Genomic DNA, 17,561 nt, shown 5'->3' with positions numbered 1-17,561 from the left:
CGCCTTACTTGATGTAGACCTCGTCGAGCGGCGACAGCGGCCCCCAGATGGTGGTCGGCACATTGCCGACCTTCTTGCTGGTGATCGTGTGGTAGGGCACCTGGTTGATGAACTCGATCGGCAGCTCGTCGGTCACGATCTTCTGGAAGGTGGCGTAGTAGGCCTTGCGCTGCGTCGGGTCGGTCAGGCCGCCGGCGGTGTTGAGCAGCTCGTCGACCTTCGGGTTGGCATAGGACTGGGTGTTGGTCCAGACGATGGGCTTGATGTTGGTCGACAGGTAGGTGCGGTGCACGCCGATGATCGGATCGCCCCAGTTGAAGACCGCGTCCATCGACATGTCGAAGTCGTGCGTGGCCAGGCGCTTGGCCCAGGCCGGGAAGTCGGCCGAGGCGCGCACCTCGACCGTGATGCCGACCTTCTTGAGCTGGCCGCGCACGTACTCGGCCACGTTCTTCTGCTGGTCGTCGCCGCCGGGCAGGTAGTCGATGGTGAGCTTGAAGCGCTCGCCGTTGGCGCCGGCCTTGTAGCCCGCGGCATCGAGCATCTCGCCGGCCTTCTTGAGGTCGAGCGGATAGCGCACCAGGTCGTTGACCGCGAACGGGCTGCTGGCCACCAGCGGGCCGTCGGACACGGTGGCGAAGCCGCCCATCAGCGCCTTGGTGATGAAGTTCTTGTCGATCGAGTGCGCGATGGCCTTGCGCACCTGCAGGTCGGACAGCGGCTTCTTCGCGGTGTTGAAGGCCAGCCAGTTGAGCGGGCCGATGCCGTCGTAGCCCTTGGGCGTGAGCGACACGCGCGGGTCGTTGGCGAAGCGCTTGAGGTCGGTGGGCAGGGTCGCGAAGGGCAGCATCTGGATGTCGCCGCGCTCCACGCCGAGCACCAGGCTCGCCATGTCGGGCGTGATGCTCACGATGACCTTGTCGAGATACGGCTTGTTGGGCAGGAAGAACTTGTCGAAGCGCTCCATCACGATGCGCTGCGAGGGCTTGAACTCGGTGACGCGGAACGGGCCCGAGCCGACCACGTCGGTGCTGTTGCGCGGATGGTTCTTGAGGTCGGTGCCGTCGCCGTAGATGTGCTTGGGCAGGATCGGGCACAGCGCGGGCGACATCGCGAGCACGATCGCCGGATGCGGCGCGCTCATGCGGATGATGGCGGTGTAGGGATCGGGCGTGTCGACCTTCTCGACCGGGCCCAGCATGGTGGTGAAGGGATGGTTGGCCTTGATGGCCATGATCGAGAACGCGACGTCGGCCGAGGTGATGGGCTTGCCGTCGTGGAACACGGCGTTCTTGCGCAGGTTGAGCGTGAGCGACTTCGCGTCGTCGGCGAGCTTCCACGATTCGGCCAGGTAGGGCTGCGGGTTCCACTTGTCGTCGAAGCGCAGCGGGCTCGCGAAGATCTGCGCCGAGGGCAGCGCGGTGGCGATGCCCGACTGCACGGCGCCGTTGAGGTGGCGCGGCGTCTGCGTGCTGCCGATCACCAGCGTGCCGCCACGCTTGGGTTCTTGCGCCGCGGCGGGCAGGGAGCACAGCGCGAGCGCGGCCAGCGAGGCCGCCGACAACAGGGTGACACGGCGCGTGAAGCGGGAGAGCGGAAACGGCATGCGGGACCTCTGGATGGCTACTCGAAGAAGAAGCGGCGCGCGGTGCGGCGCCGACGAGATCGACGATAGGCCCCCGAGCAGGTGCCACGAAGAGCCACGTGGCACCGATCCGCAGGGCCAGACGCTGCGGGTTTGCCCCGTTGTGCGGCGTGCGATGCGCCGTTTGCGGGAAGGCGCACCGGATGCGGGAGCGCGATGGTGCCGGCGCGCGCTACTTCTCGTCCTTGAGCCAGTACCACTTGTAGAGCATGCGCTGGCCCATGCGGCGGAACGGCGCGAAGGCCTGCGACTCGACCAGGCCCATCACGTTGGGGAAGGGCAGCGGCGAGTCGTAGATCGGCAGCTCGAACACCTCGCGGCCCGCATCGCGGCCCGCGATGCGCTCGGCCAGGCGCTTGCCGGCCCAGGTCGAGAACGAGACGCCGTTGCCGCCATAGCCCACCGCGTACCAGATCTTCTTCGACGCATCGGGCTGCGTGATGCGCGGCATCATGTCGTGGCTCATGTCGACCCAGCCCCACCACGAGTGGTCGATGCGGATGTTGGCGAGCGGCGGGAACTTGCGCGCGATCGCGTCGGTGAGCAGCTTGAGGTGCACCGGTGCCTCGGCATCGGCGCCGCTGACCGAGCTGCGGCTGCCGATCTGCAGCCGGTTGCCCTCGAGCAGCCGGTAGTAGAAGCGCAGCGTGCGCGTGTCGGTGAGGAAGGTCTTCGAGCGGAAGTTGGTGGCCTTGAGCTCGGCCTCGGTGAGCTCGCGCGTGACCACCGAGTTCGAGAGGATCGGCATCACGCGGTTCTTCAGCAGCGGGCTCAGCGCCTGGCCCGTGTAGCCGCCGGTGCACACCGCCACGCGGCGCGCGCGCACCGTGCCGCCGGGCGTGCGCAGGTGGTGCACGCCGTCGATGGTCTGCCAGCCCTGCACTGGGCTCGAGGTGTGGACCTTCACGCCGAGCGCGCGCGCGCGCCGCAGCAGCCCGAAGGTGAACTTCAGCGGATGGATGCCCACGCCCTCGGCCTCGAACATCGCGCCCACGGTCTCGCGCTCGTCGCAGTAGTCGCTGCGCACTTCCTCGGCGCTCATCATGCGCGTGGCATAGCCGAAGGTGTCGCGCATCAGCGCGGCCTCGGCGGCGAGCACCGGCAGCTTCTCGCGGCGGTGCGCGAGGTAGAGATGGCCGCCGTCGAAGGCATCGCAGTCGATCTGCTTCGTGAGCGCCTTGAAGTTCTCGAAGCCCGCGCGGATCTCGGCGTCGAGCTTCTTCGCGGTATCGAGGCCCCAGCGCGCGATCCACTGCGAGCGCTTGAGGCGGCCGCTGGCGTTCTGGCCCTGGCCGCCGCTGCGGCTCGAGCAGCCCCAGGCGGCCTGGTTGGCCTCGAGCACGGTGGCGCGGATGCCGTGCTCCTGCGCGAGGTAGAGTGCGGTCGACATGCCGGTGGCGCCCGAGCCCACGATCGCCACGTCGACGTCGATGTCCTGCACCAGCGGGCCGTCGTCCTCGGGCGGCGTGCCCGCGCTCGCGACCCACCAGGTGGGCGCATAGGCGCGGCCGGCGCCGGGGTCGGGCGCGAGCAGCGGGTCGTAGCGCGGGTCGTAGGGCCGCGAGGGCGTGGCGGGCACGGCCTCGGCGGATGCGAAGTGCGTGGCGGTACCGGTCGTCATGGCCTTGTCTACTTCGCCGCGGGCAGGTTCGGCCGTGCCTTGCGGAACACGTTCTTGAGCTGGATCTTCCCGTCCTTGAAGGTGAAGACGTCGATGCCGTCGGTCTCGATGCGGCTGCCGTCGGCGGCGGTGCCGGTGAAGGTCCACTGCGAGGTGCCGAAGTCGCCGTGCACGAAGTGCACGCCGTCGATCCACTGCGCGTCGGGCACGGCCTGCCAGGCCGCCGCGAAGGCCTTGCGCACGGCCTCGGTGCCCGTGTGGCGGGTGCCGCAGGCATCGGGGCCGGCGGCGGTCTGGAACACGCAGTCGTCGCTCATGAAGCTCATCAGCGCATCGATGTCGTGGCGGTTCCAGGCCGCGCTGAAGGCGGCGAGGGTGTCGGTGGTGACGGGCGGGAAGGAAGAGGACATGGCGCTCGGATGAAAGTCTTTGGGGAATGAATGGAGCCGAGGGTAGGCAGCGGGCGGGGTGCGCGATAGGGCCAGATGCGGGGATTCGACCGAGCCAGAGCGCACCGCCCTGCGCGCCAGCGCAAGCCCTGCCCTAAACTGCGGCGACCATGGCGAGCCATCCCCGAGCCACCCAGTGGGCACAGCTCTTCGCGCTGCCCGACCAGCCCGCGCTGCCGCTGCAAGCGCGGCTGCGCGCCGCGGTGGTGCAGGCCATCCTCGAGGACCACCTGAGCGCGGGCGCGTCGCTGCCCTCCTCGCGCGAGCTCGCGGTGCTGCTGGGCCTGAGCCGCAACACCGTGACCTCGGCTTACCTGCAGCTGATCGACGAAGGCTTTCTCGAGGCGCGTCCGCGCAGCGGCGTGTTCGTGGCGCGCAATGCGCGCCCGCCCGCGGCGGCGCCGGCCGAACCGCTGGTGGGACGCAGCGGGCAGTCGGGCCAGCCGCCCGACTGGTCGGCGCGCGTGCTGCGCTCGCTGGTGGACCAGCCGACGCTGTCCAAGCCCGAGCGCTGGCGCGACTATCCCTATCCCTTCGTCTACGGCCAGCACGACCCGCTGCTGTTTCCGACCGAGGACTTCCGCGAGTGCTGCGCGCGCAGTCTGGCGCGCTCGCAGCTGCAGCACTGGACGCCCGACTTCGAGACCGACGACGTGCCCGACCTGATCGAGCAGATCCGCACGCGCCTGCTGCCCAAGCGCGGCGTGTTCGCGCTCAAGGAGGAGATCATCGTCACGCTCGGCGCGCAGCATGCCTACTACCTGCTGGCCGACACGCTGTTCGACACCCACACGCGCGTGGGCCTCGAGGAGCCCGGCCATCCGCATGCGCGCAACAGCTTCTCGCTGCGCCAGCCCAAGTGGGTGGAGGTGGCGGTGGATGAAGACGGACTGGTGGTCGATGCGCTGCCCGCGGCCGACTACCTGTTCGTCACGCCCTCGCACCAGAGCCCGACCACCGCCACGCTGAGCCTGGAGCGCCGCCAGTGGCTGCTGCGCAAGGCCGAGCTGCAGGACTTCGTGATCATCGAGGACGACTACGAGGCCGAGAACCTCTACGAGGGCACGCCGATGCCGGCGCTCAAGAGCCTGGACAAGACCGGGCGCGTGATCTACGTGGGCTCGGTGTCGAAGAGCCTGTCGCCCGCGCTGCGGCTGGGCTTCATCGTGGCGCCGCGCGCGCTGATCAAGGAGCTGCGCGCCATCCGCCATGCGATGGTGCGGCATCCGAGCGCCTTCCTGCAGCATGCCTATGCGCTGTTCCTCTCGCTGGGCCACCACGAGTCGCATGCGCGGCGCGTGAACCACGCGATGCAGGAACGGCTCGCGCTGGCGGCGCAGGCGCTGCGCGACCACCTGCCCGATTTCGAGTTCAGGCTGCCGCAGGGCGGCGCGTCGCTGTGGGTGCGCGCGCCGGCCTGGGTCGACGCGGGCGAGCTGTCGCTGATGGCGCGCAGCCACGGCGTGCTGATCGAGGCCGGCGACGTGTTCTTCGCGAAGCCGCCCTATCCATGCCCCTTCTTCCGGCTGCGGCTGTCGTCGATCCCGGCGGCGCAGATCTCGGCCGGCATCCGCGCGCTGGGGCTGGCGGTGGAAGAGCTCGCGGCCGCGCGCGGCGAGCGGCGCCCCGCCGGCGGGCGCACGCACTGAACGGGCGTCCATGAAAAAGGCCGCGACATGCGCGGCCTCGTTGCTGGGCGATCGGCGAACCGATCAGCTCGGCTCGGGCGTCTTGAACAGCGCCGCGATCTTGCGCTTGCTCTTGATGTTGCTCGACACGCCGGTGCGCGCGGGCGCCTTGGCAGCGGCTTCCCAGGCCGGTGCGGCCTCGCTGTTGCCGGCCTCGTAGGGCTGGTCGAAGAAGGGATCGCGCGGCGCCGAGGGCGCGCGGTGCGGACGTCCGCCGCCGCGCCGCGCATCGCTGCCGTAGCCGCGTTCGCGCGGCTGGTCGAGCACGTCGCGCGCGTCGCCGGCCTCGCCCTCTTCGCGCCAGTGGCGGCGGCCGTCGTTGATGCGGCCGCGCGGGCGGTCTTCCTCGAACTCGACCGGCTCGAGCTCGATCTTCTTCTTGATCAGCTTCTCGATGTCGGCCACCAGGCGCGCGTCGTTGCCGCCGCTCGCGAAGCTTACGGCCAGGCCCGAGGCGCCGGCACGGCCGGTGCGGCCGATGCGGTGCACGTAGTCCTCGGCATTGAACGGGATGTCGAAGTTGAAGACCGCGGGCACGTCCTTGATGTCGAGGCCGCGGGCCGCGACGTCGGTGCACACCAGCAGGTCGACCTCGCCGGCCTTGAAGGCGGCGAGCGCCTTCAGGCGTTCGTCCTGGCTCTTGTCGCCATGCAGCGCCGAGGTGCGCAGGCCGTCGCGCTCGAGCGTGCGCGCGAGCCGCGCGCAGCCCAGCTTGCTGTTGACGAACACGAAGGCCTGGGTGATGCCGCGCTGGCGCACGATCTGCTTGAGCGCGCGGCGCTTGTCGTCGTCGGACACGCTGTAGAAGTGCTGCTCGACGGTGGAGGCGGTCTCGTTGGGACGCGCCACCTCGATGGTCACCGGGTTCTGCAGGTAGCTGCCGGCCAGGCGCTTGATCTCGGGCGAGAAGGTGGCCGAGAACAGCAGCGTGGTGCGCTGCTTGGGCAGGTAGCTGAGGATGCGCTGCAGGTCGGGCAGGAAGCCGATGTCGAGCATGCGGTCGGCCTCGTCGAGCACCACGTACTCGACCTGGTTGAGCACCGCGTTCTTGGCCTCGATGTGATCGAGCAGCCGGCCCGGCGTGGCCACCAGCACCTCGACGCCCTTCTTCAACTCCAGCGTCTGCGGCTTCATGTCGATGCCGCCGAACACCACCGTGCTGCGCAGGTTGGTGTACTTGGCATAGAGCTTGATCTGCTGCGCCACCTGGTCGGCGAGTTCGCGCGTGGGCAGCAGCACGAGGGCCCGCACCGGATGCCGCGCGGGCGAGGTGGAGGCGTTCTCGTGCTTGAGCATGCGCTGCAGCAGGGGCAGCGAGAACGCCGCGGTCTTGCCGGTGCCGGTCTGCGCTGCGCCCATCACGTCCTGGCCCGAAAGCACGACCGGAATGGCCTGCTCCTGGATCGGCGTCATGGTCTCGTAGCCCATTTCGGCCACGGCACGCGCCAGCGGAGCCGCCAGCGATAAGTTGGAGAAGGAACTTGTCATTGAGCCCGCTATTGTCGCACTGCCGCAAAAAACGGCAGTGACCGCGCGATGACAACGCCCGCTTTCGCGGCATTGCTATTTATTCAATAGCAAACAACGGAGCACTGGCGCGCGGTCCAAGACGCCACGCTGTCAGGCAATCGTGTGCAACCGTCAGAGGTTGCGCGCGTTGAAGGTGTCGCAGGCCTGAACGCTGCCCGTTTGGTAGCCGGTTCCGAACCAGCGCTGGCGCTGCGCGCTGGTGCCGTGGGTGAAGCTGTCGGGCACCACCGCGCGCCCCGCGGAGCGCTGCAAGGCGTCGTCGCCGATCTTCTGCGCGGCATTCATCGCGGCCTCGATGTCGCCCGGGTCGAGCCACTTCTTCGACTCCTGCGAGTGATGCGCCCAGATGCCCGCGAAGCAGTCGGCCTGCAGCTCGACACGCACGCTCATCGCGTTGTTCTGGCTCTGGCTCAGGCGGCGGCGCATGCCGTCGACCTTGGCCGTGATGCCGAGCTCGTCCTGCACGTGGTGGCCGACCTCGTGCGCGATCACGTAGGCCTGCGCGAACTCGCCCGGCGCGCCGAGCTGGTTCTTGAGCGTGTCGTAGAAGCCGAGGTCGATGTAGACTTTCTTGTCGCCCGGGCAGTAGAACGGCCCCATGGCCGATTCGCCGGTGCCGCAGGCCGTGGGCGTGGCGCCGCGGAACAGCACGAGGCGCGGCGCATGGTAGGTGCCGCCGTTCTTCTGGAAGATGTCGCTCCAGACCACCTCGGTGTTGCGCAGCACGGTGCTGACGAAAGCGGCCTCGCGGTCGTTGGCCGGCGGCTTGGGCGCCGGGCCCTGTTGCTGCTGCTGCACCGGTGCCGGGCCACCGCCACCGCTGAGCAGGCTCAGCACGGTGAGCGGATTGATGCCGAAGACCCAGCCCGCGATCAGCGCGACGGCGATGGTGCCGATGCCGATCCCGCGGCCGCCGATGAAGCCGCCGCCACCACCGCCACCGCCCTCGCCGCGGCGGTCTTCCACGTTGTCGGATTGCTCGTTGCCTTCCCATCTCATCGCATGCTCCTTGCCGGCCTCTTGCTGGGGTTTTGGCCGGTGATCGCCGGATGGTAGCGGCCCCGGGAGGCGCCGGGGTAACCGGGCGTCAGCGCAGGCCGCGCGCGCTCGAGGGAGACGCGCTCGACAACGCGATCAGGTCTTGGGCAGCGTCACGCCGCGCTGGCCCTGGTACTTGCCGCCGCGGTCCTTGTAGCTGGTCTCGCAGACCTCGTCGCTCTCGAAGAACAGCACCTGGGCGCAGCCCTCGCCCGCGTAGATCTTGGCCGGCAGCGGCGTGGTGTTGCTGAACTCCAGCGTCACGTAGCCTTCCCATTCGGGCTCGAAGGGCGTGACGTTGACGATGATGCCGCAGCGCGCATAGGTACTCTTGCCCAGGCAGATGGTCAGCACGTTGCGCGGGATGCGGAAGTACTCGACGGTGCGCGCCAGCGCGAAGCTGTTGGGCGGGATGATGCAGTAGTCGCCGTGCATGTCGACGAAGCTCTTCTCGTCGAAGTTCTTCGGGTCGACCACCGTGCTGTGGATGTTGGTGAAGACCTTGAATTCGGGCGCGCAGCGGATGTCGTAGCCGTAGCTCGAGGTGCCGTAGCTGATGATCTTGTGGCCGTCGGACTCGCGCACCTGGCCGGGCTCGAAGGGCTCGATCATGCCGTGCTGCTCGGCCATGCGCCGGATCCATTTGTCGCTCTTGATGCTCATATGCGGTCGCTGCTGCGGGGGAACGGGCGCGAATTGTGGCACGGCGGCCGCGCCGCGCCGCGCTGCCCCGCCTACCCGGCCTGCGAGATCACCGTGCGCTCGACCAGCCGGTCGTCGCCCAGCACGATCAGCGCGAACAGCAGCTCCTCGAGGCCGTTCGCCCGCGCGGTCTTGCGTTCCAGCAGCGGCGTGGCCTTGGGGTTCAGCACCAGGAAGTCGGCCTCGCAGCCCGGCTGCAGGTTGCCGACCACGCCATCGAGCCCCAGCGCGCGCGCCGCGCCGCCGGTGTGGCGCCACCAGAGCTCCGAGGGCGCGATGCTCAGGCCGGCCTTGGTCTGGCCCTCGCGGCCCACGTAGTAGGCGGCCATCATGGTGTGGAAGGGGCTGAAGCTGGTGCCGCCGCCCACGTCGCTGGCCAGGCCATAGGGATGGCCCACGTGGTCGGCCTTGCCGAAGTCGAAGAAGCCGCTGCCCAGGAACAGGTTGCTGGTCGGGCTCACGGCCGCGGCGGTCTTCGTCTCGCGCAGCAGCGCGCGGTCGGTGTCGTCGAGGTAGATGCAGTGCGCGTAGACGGCGCGCTCGCGCATCAGGCCGAAGCCGGCATAGACGTCGAGGTAGGAACGCGCCTGCGGATACAGCTCGCGCACCCAGGCCACCTCGTCGCGGTTCTCGGCCACGTGCGACTGGATCCAGGTGTCGGCGTACTTCGCGGCCAGCTCGCCGGCGCCGCGCATCTGCGCGTCGGTGCTCGCGGGCGCGAAGCGCGGCGTGATCGCGTAGCCGAGCCGGTCGACGCCGTGCCACTTGCGGATCAGCGCCTCGGAATCGATCAGGCTCTGCTCGGTCCGGTCGCGCACGCCGTCGGGCGAGTTGCGGTCCTGCAGCACCTTGCCGGTGATCATGCGCAGGCCGCGGCGCCGGGCGTCCTCGAAGAAGGCATCGACCGAGGCCACGTGCGAGGTCGCGAAGGTCAGCGAGGTGGTGACGCCGTTGCGCAGCAGCTCGTCGAGGAAGAAGCCGGCCACTTCCTTCGAATGGGCCGGATCGGCGAAGCGGCTCTCGGCCGGGAAGGTGTAGTTCTCGAGCCAGGGCAGCAGGCCCGGCGAGGGCGAACCGATGATGTCGGTCTGCGGGAAATGGATGTGCATGTCCACGAAGCCCGGCGCGAGGATGCGCCCCGGCAGGTGCGTGGTGTGGACCTCGGGATGGCGCGGCGCCACGGCGGCATGGCTGCCCGCATCGAGCACGCGCTGGCGGCCGGCGGCATCGGGGCCGACGACCAGCAGGCCGTCTTCGTCGAACTGGGGGAGACCGGCGGCGTCGAAGCGCAGCAGGGAGGCGCGGTAGGCTTTTTTCATCGTGGAGGCCGAGCGTAATGCAGCCTCGCGCCGCCGCAATTTCCATGCGCGTATGAGCGCTATATGGCGCGCGGCCTGCGGGTTATCCCGAGGGCAGGGCCGGAAACGGCAACGCCGGACCGTCGCGGCCCGGCGGGAAATTCAGACGCTCAAGACCTCGGAAGCTCAGGGCTTCGCGAGCATCTTGCCCAGCGCGAACACCGAGTTCGGCACGTTCGTCGGGCGGGCCACGCTGGGCGCGGCCTGGCGCGAAGTCGCGTGGCGGACCACCGCCGGCGCCTTGGCCTGGGTCGCGTTGCGCGCGAGCTGCTCGTCCATCAGGTGCTGCAGCGTGACCGAATCGAGGAACTCCACCATGCGGCTGTTGAGCGATGCCCAGAGCTCGTGCGCGGTGCAGCGCACGCCTTCTTCCTCGCTCGCGGAGGCCGAGGACGGCGCCGCTTCGGCGGCGTCGACCGCGAACACGATGTCGGCCACCGTGATGCGGGCAGCCTTGCGGCCCAGCGAGTAGCCGCCGCCCGGGCCGCGCGTGGAGGCGACCAGTTCGTGCCGGCGCAGCTTGCTGAACATCTGCTCCAGATAGGACATCGAAATCTTCTGCCGCAGGCTGATGGCAGCCAGCGTGACCGGACCGGTGGTCTGGTGCAGGGCCAGGTCGATCATGGCGGTGACCGCAAAGCGGCCCTTGGTGGTGAGACGCATCTCATCTCTCCTTCGTGCTTCTTGTAGACGTGAGGCCATTGCGGCCCCGTGGCGAAGCTTCCTTTGTTGTTATACGTTCTTCCAGAAACTCGACGCCGGAGTATCGGGCCTCACGGACCGACTACCGGCAGATCCCGCCATTGTCGGCGAAAGATCTGCCTTTTTGGCACCGGAAAAGCACTGAAGCCTTCCCGAAAACCGGCATAGAGCGATTCGACACGAAAAACTGGATTCGGTTCCCGAACCCGTCGACGGGCGTTCCGCTCAGCGCGCGATCCGCCCCTGCACGCCCTCGGCCAGCCAGTTCATCCGCAGGATCTGCTCGTCGGACAGCTGGCTGCCCTTGGCGATCACGGTGTGGCCCTCGTTGTCGCGCACCTCGGCCGCCACGGCGCGGAACGGCTGCAGCCGGCCGGCCGCGATGTCCTGCTGGCGCGCCAGCACCTCCTGCTGCACCGCCTGGGGCACCTTGGTGCCGAAATCGCCGACCCGGATCATTCCTTCCTTCACGCCGCCCCAGAGGTTGGTGCTCTTCCAGCTGCCGTCGAGCACCGCGCGGGCGCGCTGCGTGTAGTAGCCGCCCCACTGGTGCGTGACCGCGACCACCTGGGCGTCCGGCGCGATCTTGCGCATGTCCGAGTGGTAGGCGATCGCCAGCTTGCCGCGCTCCTGCGCGGCCGCCATCACCGCGGTCGAGCCGGTGTGGAAGGCGATCACGTCCACCGACTGGTTGAACAGGGTCATGGCCGCGTCGCGCTCCTTCGGCGGATCGAACCACTCGTTGAGCCAGACCACGCGCACGGTGGCCTTCGGATTCACCGAGCGCATGCCGAGCGTGAAGGCGTTGATGCCCTGCAGCACCTCGGGGATCGGGAAGCCGGCCACGTAGCCCGCGACGTTGCTCTTCGTCATGCGCCCGGCCGCCACGCCGGCCAGGTAGCGGCCCTCGTAGTAGCGCGCGTTGGCGGTCGCCACGTTGGGCGCGGTCTTGTAGCCGGTGATCGACTCGAACTTCACCTCGGGGAAGTCGCGCGCCACCTTGAGCGTCGGCTCCATGTAGCCGAAGCTCGGCGTGAAGATCAGCCGGTGGCCCTGCTGCGCGAGGTCGCGGATCACGCGCTCGGCATCGGCGCCCTCGGCCACGTTCTCGACATAGGTGGTCTTGACGCGGGCGCCGAGGGCCGCTTCCACGGCCTTGCGGCCCTCGTCGTGCTGGCGCACCCAGCCGGCCTCGGTCAGCGGCGTGACGTAGACGAAGCCGATCTTCAGCGGCGGCGCGGGTTGGGGTTGGGAGTGGGCCCGGGAGTGGGCGGACAACAGAAAACAGGCGGTCAGCCACGCCACCAAGGCGCGGCCCGCGAGGTTTTTGTACATGGTGTTCCTCTACATGGCCCCGGTAAAAAGAAATCCCCGCACCGGCCGGGACGCCCGGTGCAGGGGCGGGCATTTTACTTGTCGAAGGCCGGGTCGACCGGCACCCGGTAGCCGTTGACCAGCCGGTTGGTCTCGTTGGCCATGCCGACCACGGCCATCAGCTCGGCGAACATCGCAGGCGTCATGCCGGCCTTCTCGGCACCCGCATGGTGGCTCGCGATGCAGTAGTTGCAGCCGTTGCTGACGCTCACGGCCAGGTAGACCATCTCCTTGACCACCGGGTCGAGCGCGCCGGGCGCCATCACCTCCTTGAGGCTGGACCAGGTGCGCCGCAGGGTGGCGGGGTCGTTCGCGAGGTACTTCCAGAAGTTGTTGACGTCGGGCACGTTGCGCGTGGCCTTGATGTCGTCGAACACGGCGCGGACCTCGTCCGGGGCGTTCGCGTACTCGATGGGCTGGGGTTTCATGCGGTGTTCTCCTGGGTGTCTGTGGCCGGACGTCCATTAGAGCGAAAGCCGCGCGGCCGCGCCGCCACCCGTGCACAGCCGCGATGGCTGCCGCCGCCAATCGGCAGGCGCCAGGGCGCGCGGGCGGCGGGACAATTCCGCCACCCCATGACGACCGACGCACAGCCCTCCTCCACCGCCGCGTTCACGCATTCCACCCACTGGCGACGCAACCTGGTCGTCTGCATGTTCGGTTCCTTCACCACCATCGTGGCGATGACGCTGCTGCTGCCCTTCCTGCCGCTGTACGTGGAGCAGCTCGGCGTGAAGGACCATGCGGCGATCGTGCAGTGGTCGGGCGCGGCCTATGGCGCGACCTTCCTCAGCGCGGCGCTGGTGGCGCCGCTGTGGGGCTGGCTGGCCGACCGCTACGGGCGCAAGCCGATGCTGATCCGCGCCAGCCTCGGCATGGCGGTGGCGATGGCGCTGATCGGCGTGGCCGGCAACGTCTGGCAATTGGTCGGGCTGCGGCTGCTCGCGGGCCTGCTCGGCGGCTATGCCTCGGGCTCGATGGTGCTGGTCGCCACGCAGACGCCCAAGGACCGCACCGGCTGGGCGCTGGGCACGATGTCCTCGGCGATCATGGCCGGCAACCTCGTGGGGCCGCTGGTCGGCGGCGCGCTGCCGCCGCTGATCGGCATCCGCGCCACCTTCTTCGCGGCCGGCGCGATCATCTTCGTGGCCTTCCTCGCCACGGCCTTCCTGATCCGCGAGGAGAAGAAACCGCGCGCCGCCGCGGCCAGGGGTGGCGATGCCGGCGCCGGCTGGGCCGCCGTGCCCGACAAGGGACCGCTGGTCGCGATGCTGTTCACCGGCATGCTGCTGATGCTCGCCAACATGTCGATCGAGCCGATCATCACGGTCTACGTGGCGACGCTGGTCGAGGACCCGGCGCGCGTGACCATGATGGCCGGCTTCGTGATGTCGGCCGCCGCGCTCGGCAGCATCCTGTCGGCCTCGCGGCTGGGCAAGCTGGCCGACCGCGTGGGCCACTGGAACGTGATCGTGGGCTGCCTCGCGGTGTCGGCGCTGCTGCTGATCCCGCAGGCCTTCGTGACCTCGGGCTGGCAGCTCGTCGTGCTGCGCTTCCTGATGGGACTGTCGCTCGGCGGGCTGCTGCCATGCATCGCGAGCGTGATCCGCCACAACGTGCCCGAGCGCGTGGCCGGCAACATGCTCGGCTATTCGACCTCGGCGCAGTACACCGGCCAGGTCGCGGGGCCGCTGCTCGGCGGCTTCGTGGGCGGCCACATCGGCATGCGCGCGGTGTTCCTCGGCACCTGCGTGCTGATGGCGGCCGGCGCGGCGTGGAACTGGGCCGCCAAGCGGCGCTGAGCGGATACCGATCGCGCGCCCATAAAAAAACCGAGGCGGGGCTTTGGGGCCCGCACCTCGGCAACGCAGTGAAGGATGGGAGCGGGCCCGTTCGCCGAAGTTCAACCTTTCTTGGCTGTTCCGACGAACGGCGTTCCGCGCCTCATTCGCTGATCGAACTGGTCTTCAGCGCGGCATCGCCCTGGATCTCGGCTTCGGAGAACGGCACCTTGAGCCACTGCCCGGCGCTGTAGGCGCGGGTGTAGTCGGCGTTGTGCGCCGAGGCCGGGTCGTCCGACAGCGAGAAGGTCAGGAAGGTATGGGCTTCCACGCCGCCGGCCGGGAAACGCACGATCTGCATGTAGCTGTTGCCGTTCGGGTCGTTGTCCATGCTGTAGCCGCCCTTGTCGAGCGGGTTGTCCGAGCACGAGATCGTGAAGTAGCCCGGACCGCCGCAGCCGCCGTACAGCGGGATCTTCTGGCCGCCGCGGGTGGCGAACAGCACCTCGCCGCGCGTCGCGTCGACCGCGAAGCCGCTGGCCTGCACCTTCGCGACGGCGGCGCCGAAAGCCGTCGACAGCGCGGCGGCGGCACCGGGCTTGAGGTCGCGCGGCGTGTGGATCGGGTCGGCCGGGTCGAAGGGCACGGCGTAGAGCGAGGCCGCGGGCAGGCGCTCGGCGCGATCCCAGAACTCGTCCCACACGTGGGCGCCGCGCGCATCGCGGGTGCCGGCGTTGTTCCAGGCGCGCAGCGTGGCGCAGGCGCCGCTCACGTCGATGTCGCGCCCGATGGCCGCGTTGTCCAGCGGGTCGGCCGCGACGTTGATGGTCGCCTTCGCGCACACCATCGCCAGCGCCTGGTCCTTGAACAGCTCGGCCGTCAGCGCGCGGCTGTTGAGCACCATGCGCTTGACCGTGTCGGCGGTCGCGCCCTTGGCGCCGTAGCTGTCGCTGCCGTCGATGCGCCCTTGCGCCAGCAGGTTGCCCATGCGGGTGCGGAAGCTCACCTCCTGCGTGCCGGCCGGGCCCATGATGGGCGGGTAGCCCGTCATCGGCGCCTTCGGGTTGGCGAGCCAGTAGCTGTCGTTCATGTTGGCCACGTAGTCGTCGCGCTGCAGGCTGGGCAGGCGCGCGGCGCCGATGATGCCCTTCTGCGGCGAATCGGCATCGCTTTGCCAGTCGCAGGCGCTGCGCGAACCATCGAACACGGGCACGCCCGGCAGCGCGTCCGCGAGCGCCAGGCCCACCGGCGTGGTGCACTGCGCCGTCTGCTCGGCCGACACGTTGGGGATGGCGCCGATGTCGGCATACCAGGCCTTCGCGGCGCCGCGGCCCACGGCCACGGTGTTGACCCACGGGATCGCGACCTCCTCCTTCTGGATCGCGATGAACTCGTCGAGCGACTTGGCCTGGTTCCAGCGCTGCCAGTTGCGGAACAGGCGGAAGTTGTCGGCGTTGACGTCGCGGATCGCGAAGGCGCTGGTCTGGCTCCAGCCCAGCGCCGCGTTCATGCTCGCCAGGTTCGCGATCGGGCCGTACTCCGACTTGTACAGCGTGCGCGTCACCGGCACCACGCCGCCGCCCGACTGCTTCACCTGCACCGTGATGCTCGCGGCGCGCATCTTCACCGCCGCGCCGTCGCGCATGTAGCTGGTCGGGTCGCCCGAGGCGAGCGTGAGCTGGTAGAGGCCGAAGCGGTTCGCGGTCGACACCGTGTGGCTCCAGGCGATGTTGTCGTTGAAGCCGATCAGGATCACCGGGATGCCGAGGAACGAGGTGCCGCTGATGTTGAGCTGGCCCGGGATGGTGAGCTGCGCCTGGTAGAAGCGGTCCGGGCCGCGCCAGTACCAGTGCGGGTTGCCGAACAGCAGCGGGCTCGCATCGCCGGTGGCGCTGGTGCCGAAGCCGATCATGTTGCTGCCCACGCCCTCGTGGCCGCCGACCTGGAAGTCGGGTCGGCGCAGGTCCGCCGCGGCCAGTTGCGTGATGCCGCCGCTGGCGCTGCCGCGCCCGCCGGCCTTCGCCATCTTCGCCGCGGCCGGCGCGGTGGCGTTCGCGATCGCCGGCAGGAAGTTGCTGAGGCCGGCCGCGAGGTTGGCCGAGTACATGCGCCGGAAGATGTCCTCCCGCGTCACGCTCTGCACCCAGGGCTCGTTGCGGCAGGCCGCGTTCGCACCCGCGCTGCCGCCTGCCTTGATCTCGCGCACATAGCGGTTGTAGCCCGCGGCGAAACCCTCGACCAGCTTCAGCAGCGTGTCCGGCTGCTGCTTGAGCATCGCCGCCACCACGTCGTCCGAGATCACGTGCTTGTGGAAGAAGTCGGAGTCGATGTTCTTCGGCCGGCCGATGGTGCTGCTGAACGGGATCTGCGCGTCGGCGCCGAAGTAGCGCGAGCGCTCGCCGCGGTAGGTGAGGAAGGAGTTGGCCATGGTGCACAGGTCGTCCTGCGCCTGCGCATAGCCGTAGCCGTAGCCCGCGCCGGCCCAGTTGTCGGCCTTGATGTGCGGCACGCCCATGGCGGTGCGGCGGATATCGGCCTTGTAGGTGGCGTTCTCGGCCGGCGGCGGGTTGATCGGTCCGATCGGGAAGAAGCCGCTGCCGCCTCCTCCACCGCCGCCGCAGGCGACCAGCAGCGTGGCTGCCGCGGCCATCGCAGTGGCCGTGAATGCGAGGGCGAGCGGCCGCCTCCGGCCGCGCGGATTGTCTTGTCTCATGTCGGATGTCTCCTGTGAATGCTCGGTCATGCTCTCTTGATGGAGCCTCGCCAGCTTAGGCAGCGCACGAGGGGCTGGCTTGAACGAAGCCGCTGTATTGCGACCGCGCGCGCCGCTTCAGCAGGCGCTCAGGAATGCATCGGGGCCGCGCCGTGGCCCCAGGCCTGCGAGGCCTGCTCGTCGGCCTTGACCTCGACCTTGCCCGCGAGGAACGAGGGCGCGAGGCCGAAGTAGCTCTTGAAGGTGCGGCTCATGTGGGCCGCGTCGGTGAAGCCGCTGGTCAGCGCGACGTCGGTCAGCGGGCGCTGGCCGGTGAACTGCTGGACCGTGCGCCGCACCTTGGTCCACAGCGCATAGCGCTTGATCGACACGCCCACCTGCTGCGCGAACAGGTGGGTGAGCCGGTCGGGCGAGAGGCAGGCCACGGCCGACAGCTCGCGCAGCGACACCGCGCCCGCGCGGTGGCGGATCGCGTCGAGCACGCGCTCGATGCGCGGATCGTTGGGCATGCGGCGCTCGGGGCTGCCGGTGATGGTCTCCACCAGGCCGCGGCTCAGTGCCTGCAGCGCGGCATCGTCGAGCGCGCCGGCCTGCGCGGGCTCGAAGCCCTCGCGCAGGCGGCCGAAGCGGCGCGCATCGAGCACCTGGATGCCGTGCCCGCCGAGCTGGCGCGAGAGCATGCGGTAGGCGACCGAGGCCGGATCGATGTTGAGCGACAGCAGCCCGCAGCCCTCGACCGCGAGCCGGCGCGCCACGTGCGGCGCCACCACGGCGGCGGTGCAATACGTGCGAGTGCCGTCGGCCGCCTCGAGCATGAACGGATGCCCGCTCACCGAGGCCAGCACCGTGGCCGAGGAGCGCGCGGTCAGGCCCGACTGGATCGCCGGCGTGATGTAGAGGAACCTGTCGTCCCACAGGTGCAGGAAGTTCTTCGGGGTGGCCATGGACTGGCTTGTCTCG

The 17,561-nt window shown here is 69.4% G+C and carries 14 protein-coding genes; 2 read left to right on the top strand and 12 right to left on the bottom strand.

The window, feature by feature from the left end:
* Positions 1-4: 4 nt before the first annotated feature.
* The 3 genes from AC07RM_RS40155 to AC07RM_RS40145 form a co-directional block, all read right to left on the bottom strand.
* Positions 5-1,606: an ABC transporter substrate-binding protein gene (locus AC07RM_RS40155; RefSeq protein ID WP_495320685.1), complete on the bottom strand. Its 1,602-nt coding sequence runs from the start codon at positions 1,604-1,606 to the stop codon at positions 5-7.
* A 211-nt stretch (positions 1,607-1,817) separates the two neighbouring features.
* On the bottom strand, positions 1,818-3,266 hold the full coding sequence (locus AC07RM_RS40150) for an NAD(P)/FAD-dependent oxidoreductase (RefSeq protein ID WP_495338030.1): 1,449 nt from the start codon (positions 3,264-3,266) through the stop codon (positions 1,818-1,820).
* 8 nt (positions 3,267-3,274) lie between these two features.
* Entirely contained in the window at positions 3,275-3,676 is a 402-nt protein-coding gene (locus tag AC07RM_RS40145; RefSeq protein ID WP_057591954.1) for a nuclear transport factor 2 family protein, read from the bottom strand.
* Between the two features lie 149 nt (positions 3,677-3,825).
* On the opposite strand from AC07RM_RS40145, the gene pdxR reads away from it, so the two are divergent.
* Positions 3,826-5,364 carry a MocR-like pyridoxine biosynthesis transcription factor PdxR gene (gene pdxR / locus AC07RM_RS40140; RefSeq protein WP_296783256.1) on the top strand — a complete coding sequence of 513 codons (1,539 nt, stop codon included), beginning with the start codon at positions 3,826-3,828 and terminating at the stop codon, positions 5,362-5,364.
* 63 nt (positions 5,365-5,427) lie between these two features.
* Here pdxR and AC07RM_RS40135 read toward each other — a convergent pair whose 3' ends face one another.
* The 7 genes from AC07RM_RS40135 to AC07RM_RS40105 all read right to left on the bottom strand — a co-directional run bounded on the left by AC07RM_RS40135 (position 5,428) and on the right by AC07RM_RS40105 (position 12,535).
* Entirely contained in the window at positions 5,428-6,891 is a 1,464-nt protein-coding gene (locus AC07RM_RS40135) for a DEAD/DEAH box helicase (protein WP_093340402.1), read from the bottom strand.
* 153 nt (positions 6,892-7,044) lie between these two features.
* Complete coding sequence (gene ypfJ / locus AC07RM_RS40130) at positions 7,045-7,932, bottom strand: KPN_02809 family neutral zinc metallopeptidase (protein ID WP_093340404.1); 888 nt, start codon at positions 7,930-7,932, stop codon at positions 7,045-7,047.
* A gap of 135 nt (positions 7,933-8,067) precedes the next feature.
* Complete coding sequence (gene dcd / locus AC07RM_RS40125; protein WP_057591958.1) at positions 8,068-8,634, bottom strand: dCTP deaminase; 567 nt, start codon at positions 8,632-8,634, stop codon at positions 8,068-8,070.
* A gap of 71 nt (positions 8,635-8,705) precedes the next feature.
* On the bottom strand, positions 8,706-9,992 hold the full coding sequence (gene guaD, locus AC07RM_RS40120; RefSeq protein ID WP_208509683.1) for a guanine deaminase: 1,287 nt from the start codon (positions 9,990-9,992) through the stop codon (positions 8,706-8,708).
* Positions 9,993-10,157: 165 nt separating this feature from the next.
* Positions 10,158-10,694 (bottom strand): Rrf2 family transcriptional regulator, encoded by a 537-nt coding sequence (locus AC07RM_RS40115; protein ID WP_093340407.1) that lies wholly within the window; start codon positions 10,692-10,694, stop codon positions 10,158-10,160.
* 264 nt (positions 10,695-10,958) lie between these two features.
* The gene (locus tag AC07RM_RS40110; RefSeq protein WP_495338029.1) at positions 10,959-12,068 is read right to left on the bottom strand and encodes a BMP family ABC transporter substrate-binding protein; all 1,110 of its coding nucleotides are present in this window, start codon (positions 12,066-12,068) and stop codon (positions 10,959-10,961) included.
* Positions 12,069-12,142: 74 nt separating this feature from the next.
* The gene (locus AC07RM_RS40105; RefSeq protein WP_057591963.1) at positions 12,143-12,535 is read right to left on the bottom strand and encodes a carboxymuconolactone decarboxylase family protein; all 393 of its coding nucleotides are present in this window, start codon (positions 12,533-12,535) and stop codon (positions 12,143-12,145) included.
* 147 nt (positions 12,536-12,682) lie between these two features.
* Between AC07RM_RS40105 and AC07RM_RS40100 the strand changes: the two genes are divergently transcribed.
* The gene (locus AC07RM_RS40100; protein ID WP_495338028.1) at positions 12,683-13,909 is read left to right on the top strand and encodes an MFS transporter; all 1,227 of its coding nucleotides are present in this window, start codon (positions 12,683-12,685) and stop codon (positions 13,907-13,909) included.
* A 142-nt stretch (positions 13,910-14,051) separates the two neighbouring features.
* On the opposite strand, the gene AC07RM_RS40095 is transcribed toward AC07RM_RS40100, so the two are convergent.
* Together AC07RM_RS40095 and AC07RM_RS40090 are read right to left on the bottom strand one after the other, a co-directional pair.
* Positions 14,052-16,601, bottom strand: a complete 2,550-nt coding sequence (locus AC07RM_RS40095) for a penicillin acylase family protein (RefSeq protein WP_495338027.1) — start codon at positions 16,599-16,601, stop codon at positions 14,052-14,054.
* A gap of 128 nt (positions 16,602-16,729) precedes the next feature.
* Complete coding sequence (locus AC07RM_RS40090; RefSeq protein ID WP_398498860.1) at positions 16,730-17,545, bottom strand: helix-turn-helix domain-containing protein; 816 nt, start codon at positions 17,543-17,545, stop codon at positions 16,730-16,732.
* Between the last annotated feature and the right edge of the window lie 16 nt (positions 17,546-17,561).

The sequence above is a fragment of the Variovorax sp. GW821-FHT09B05 genome (assembly GCF_059418265.1).
This window is presented reverse-complemented; position numbering and strand designations above follow the sequence as displayed.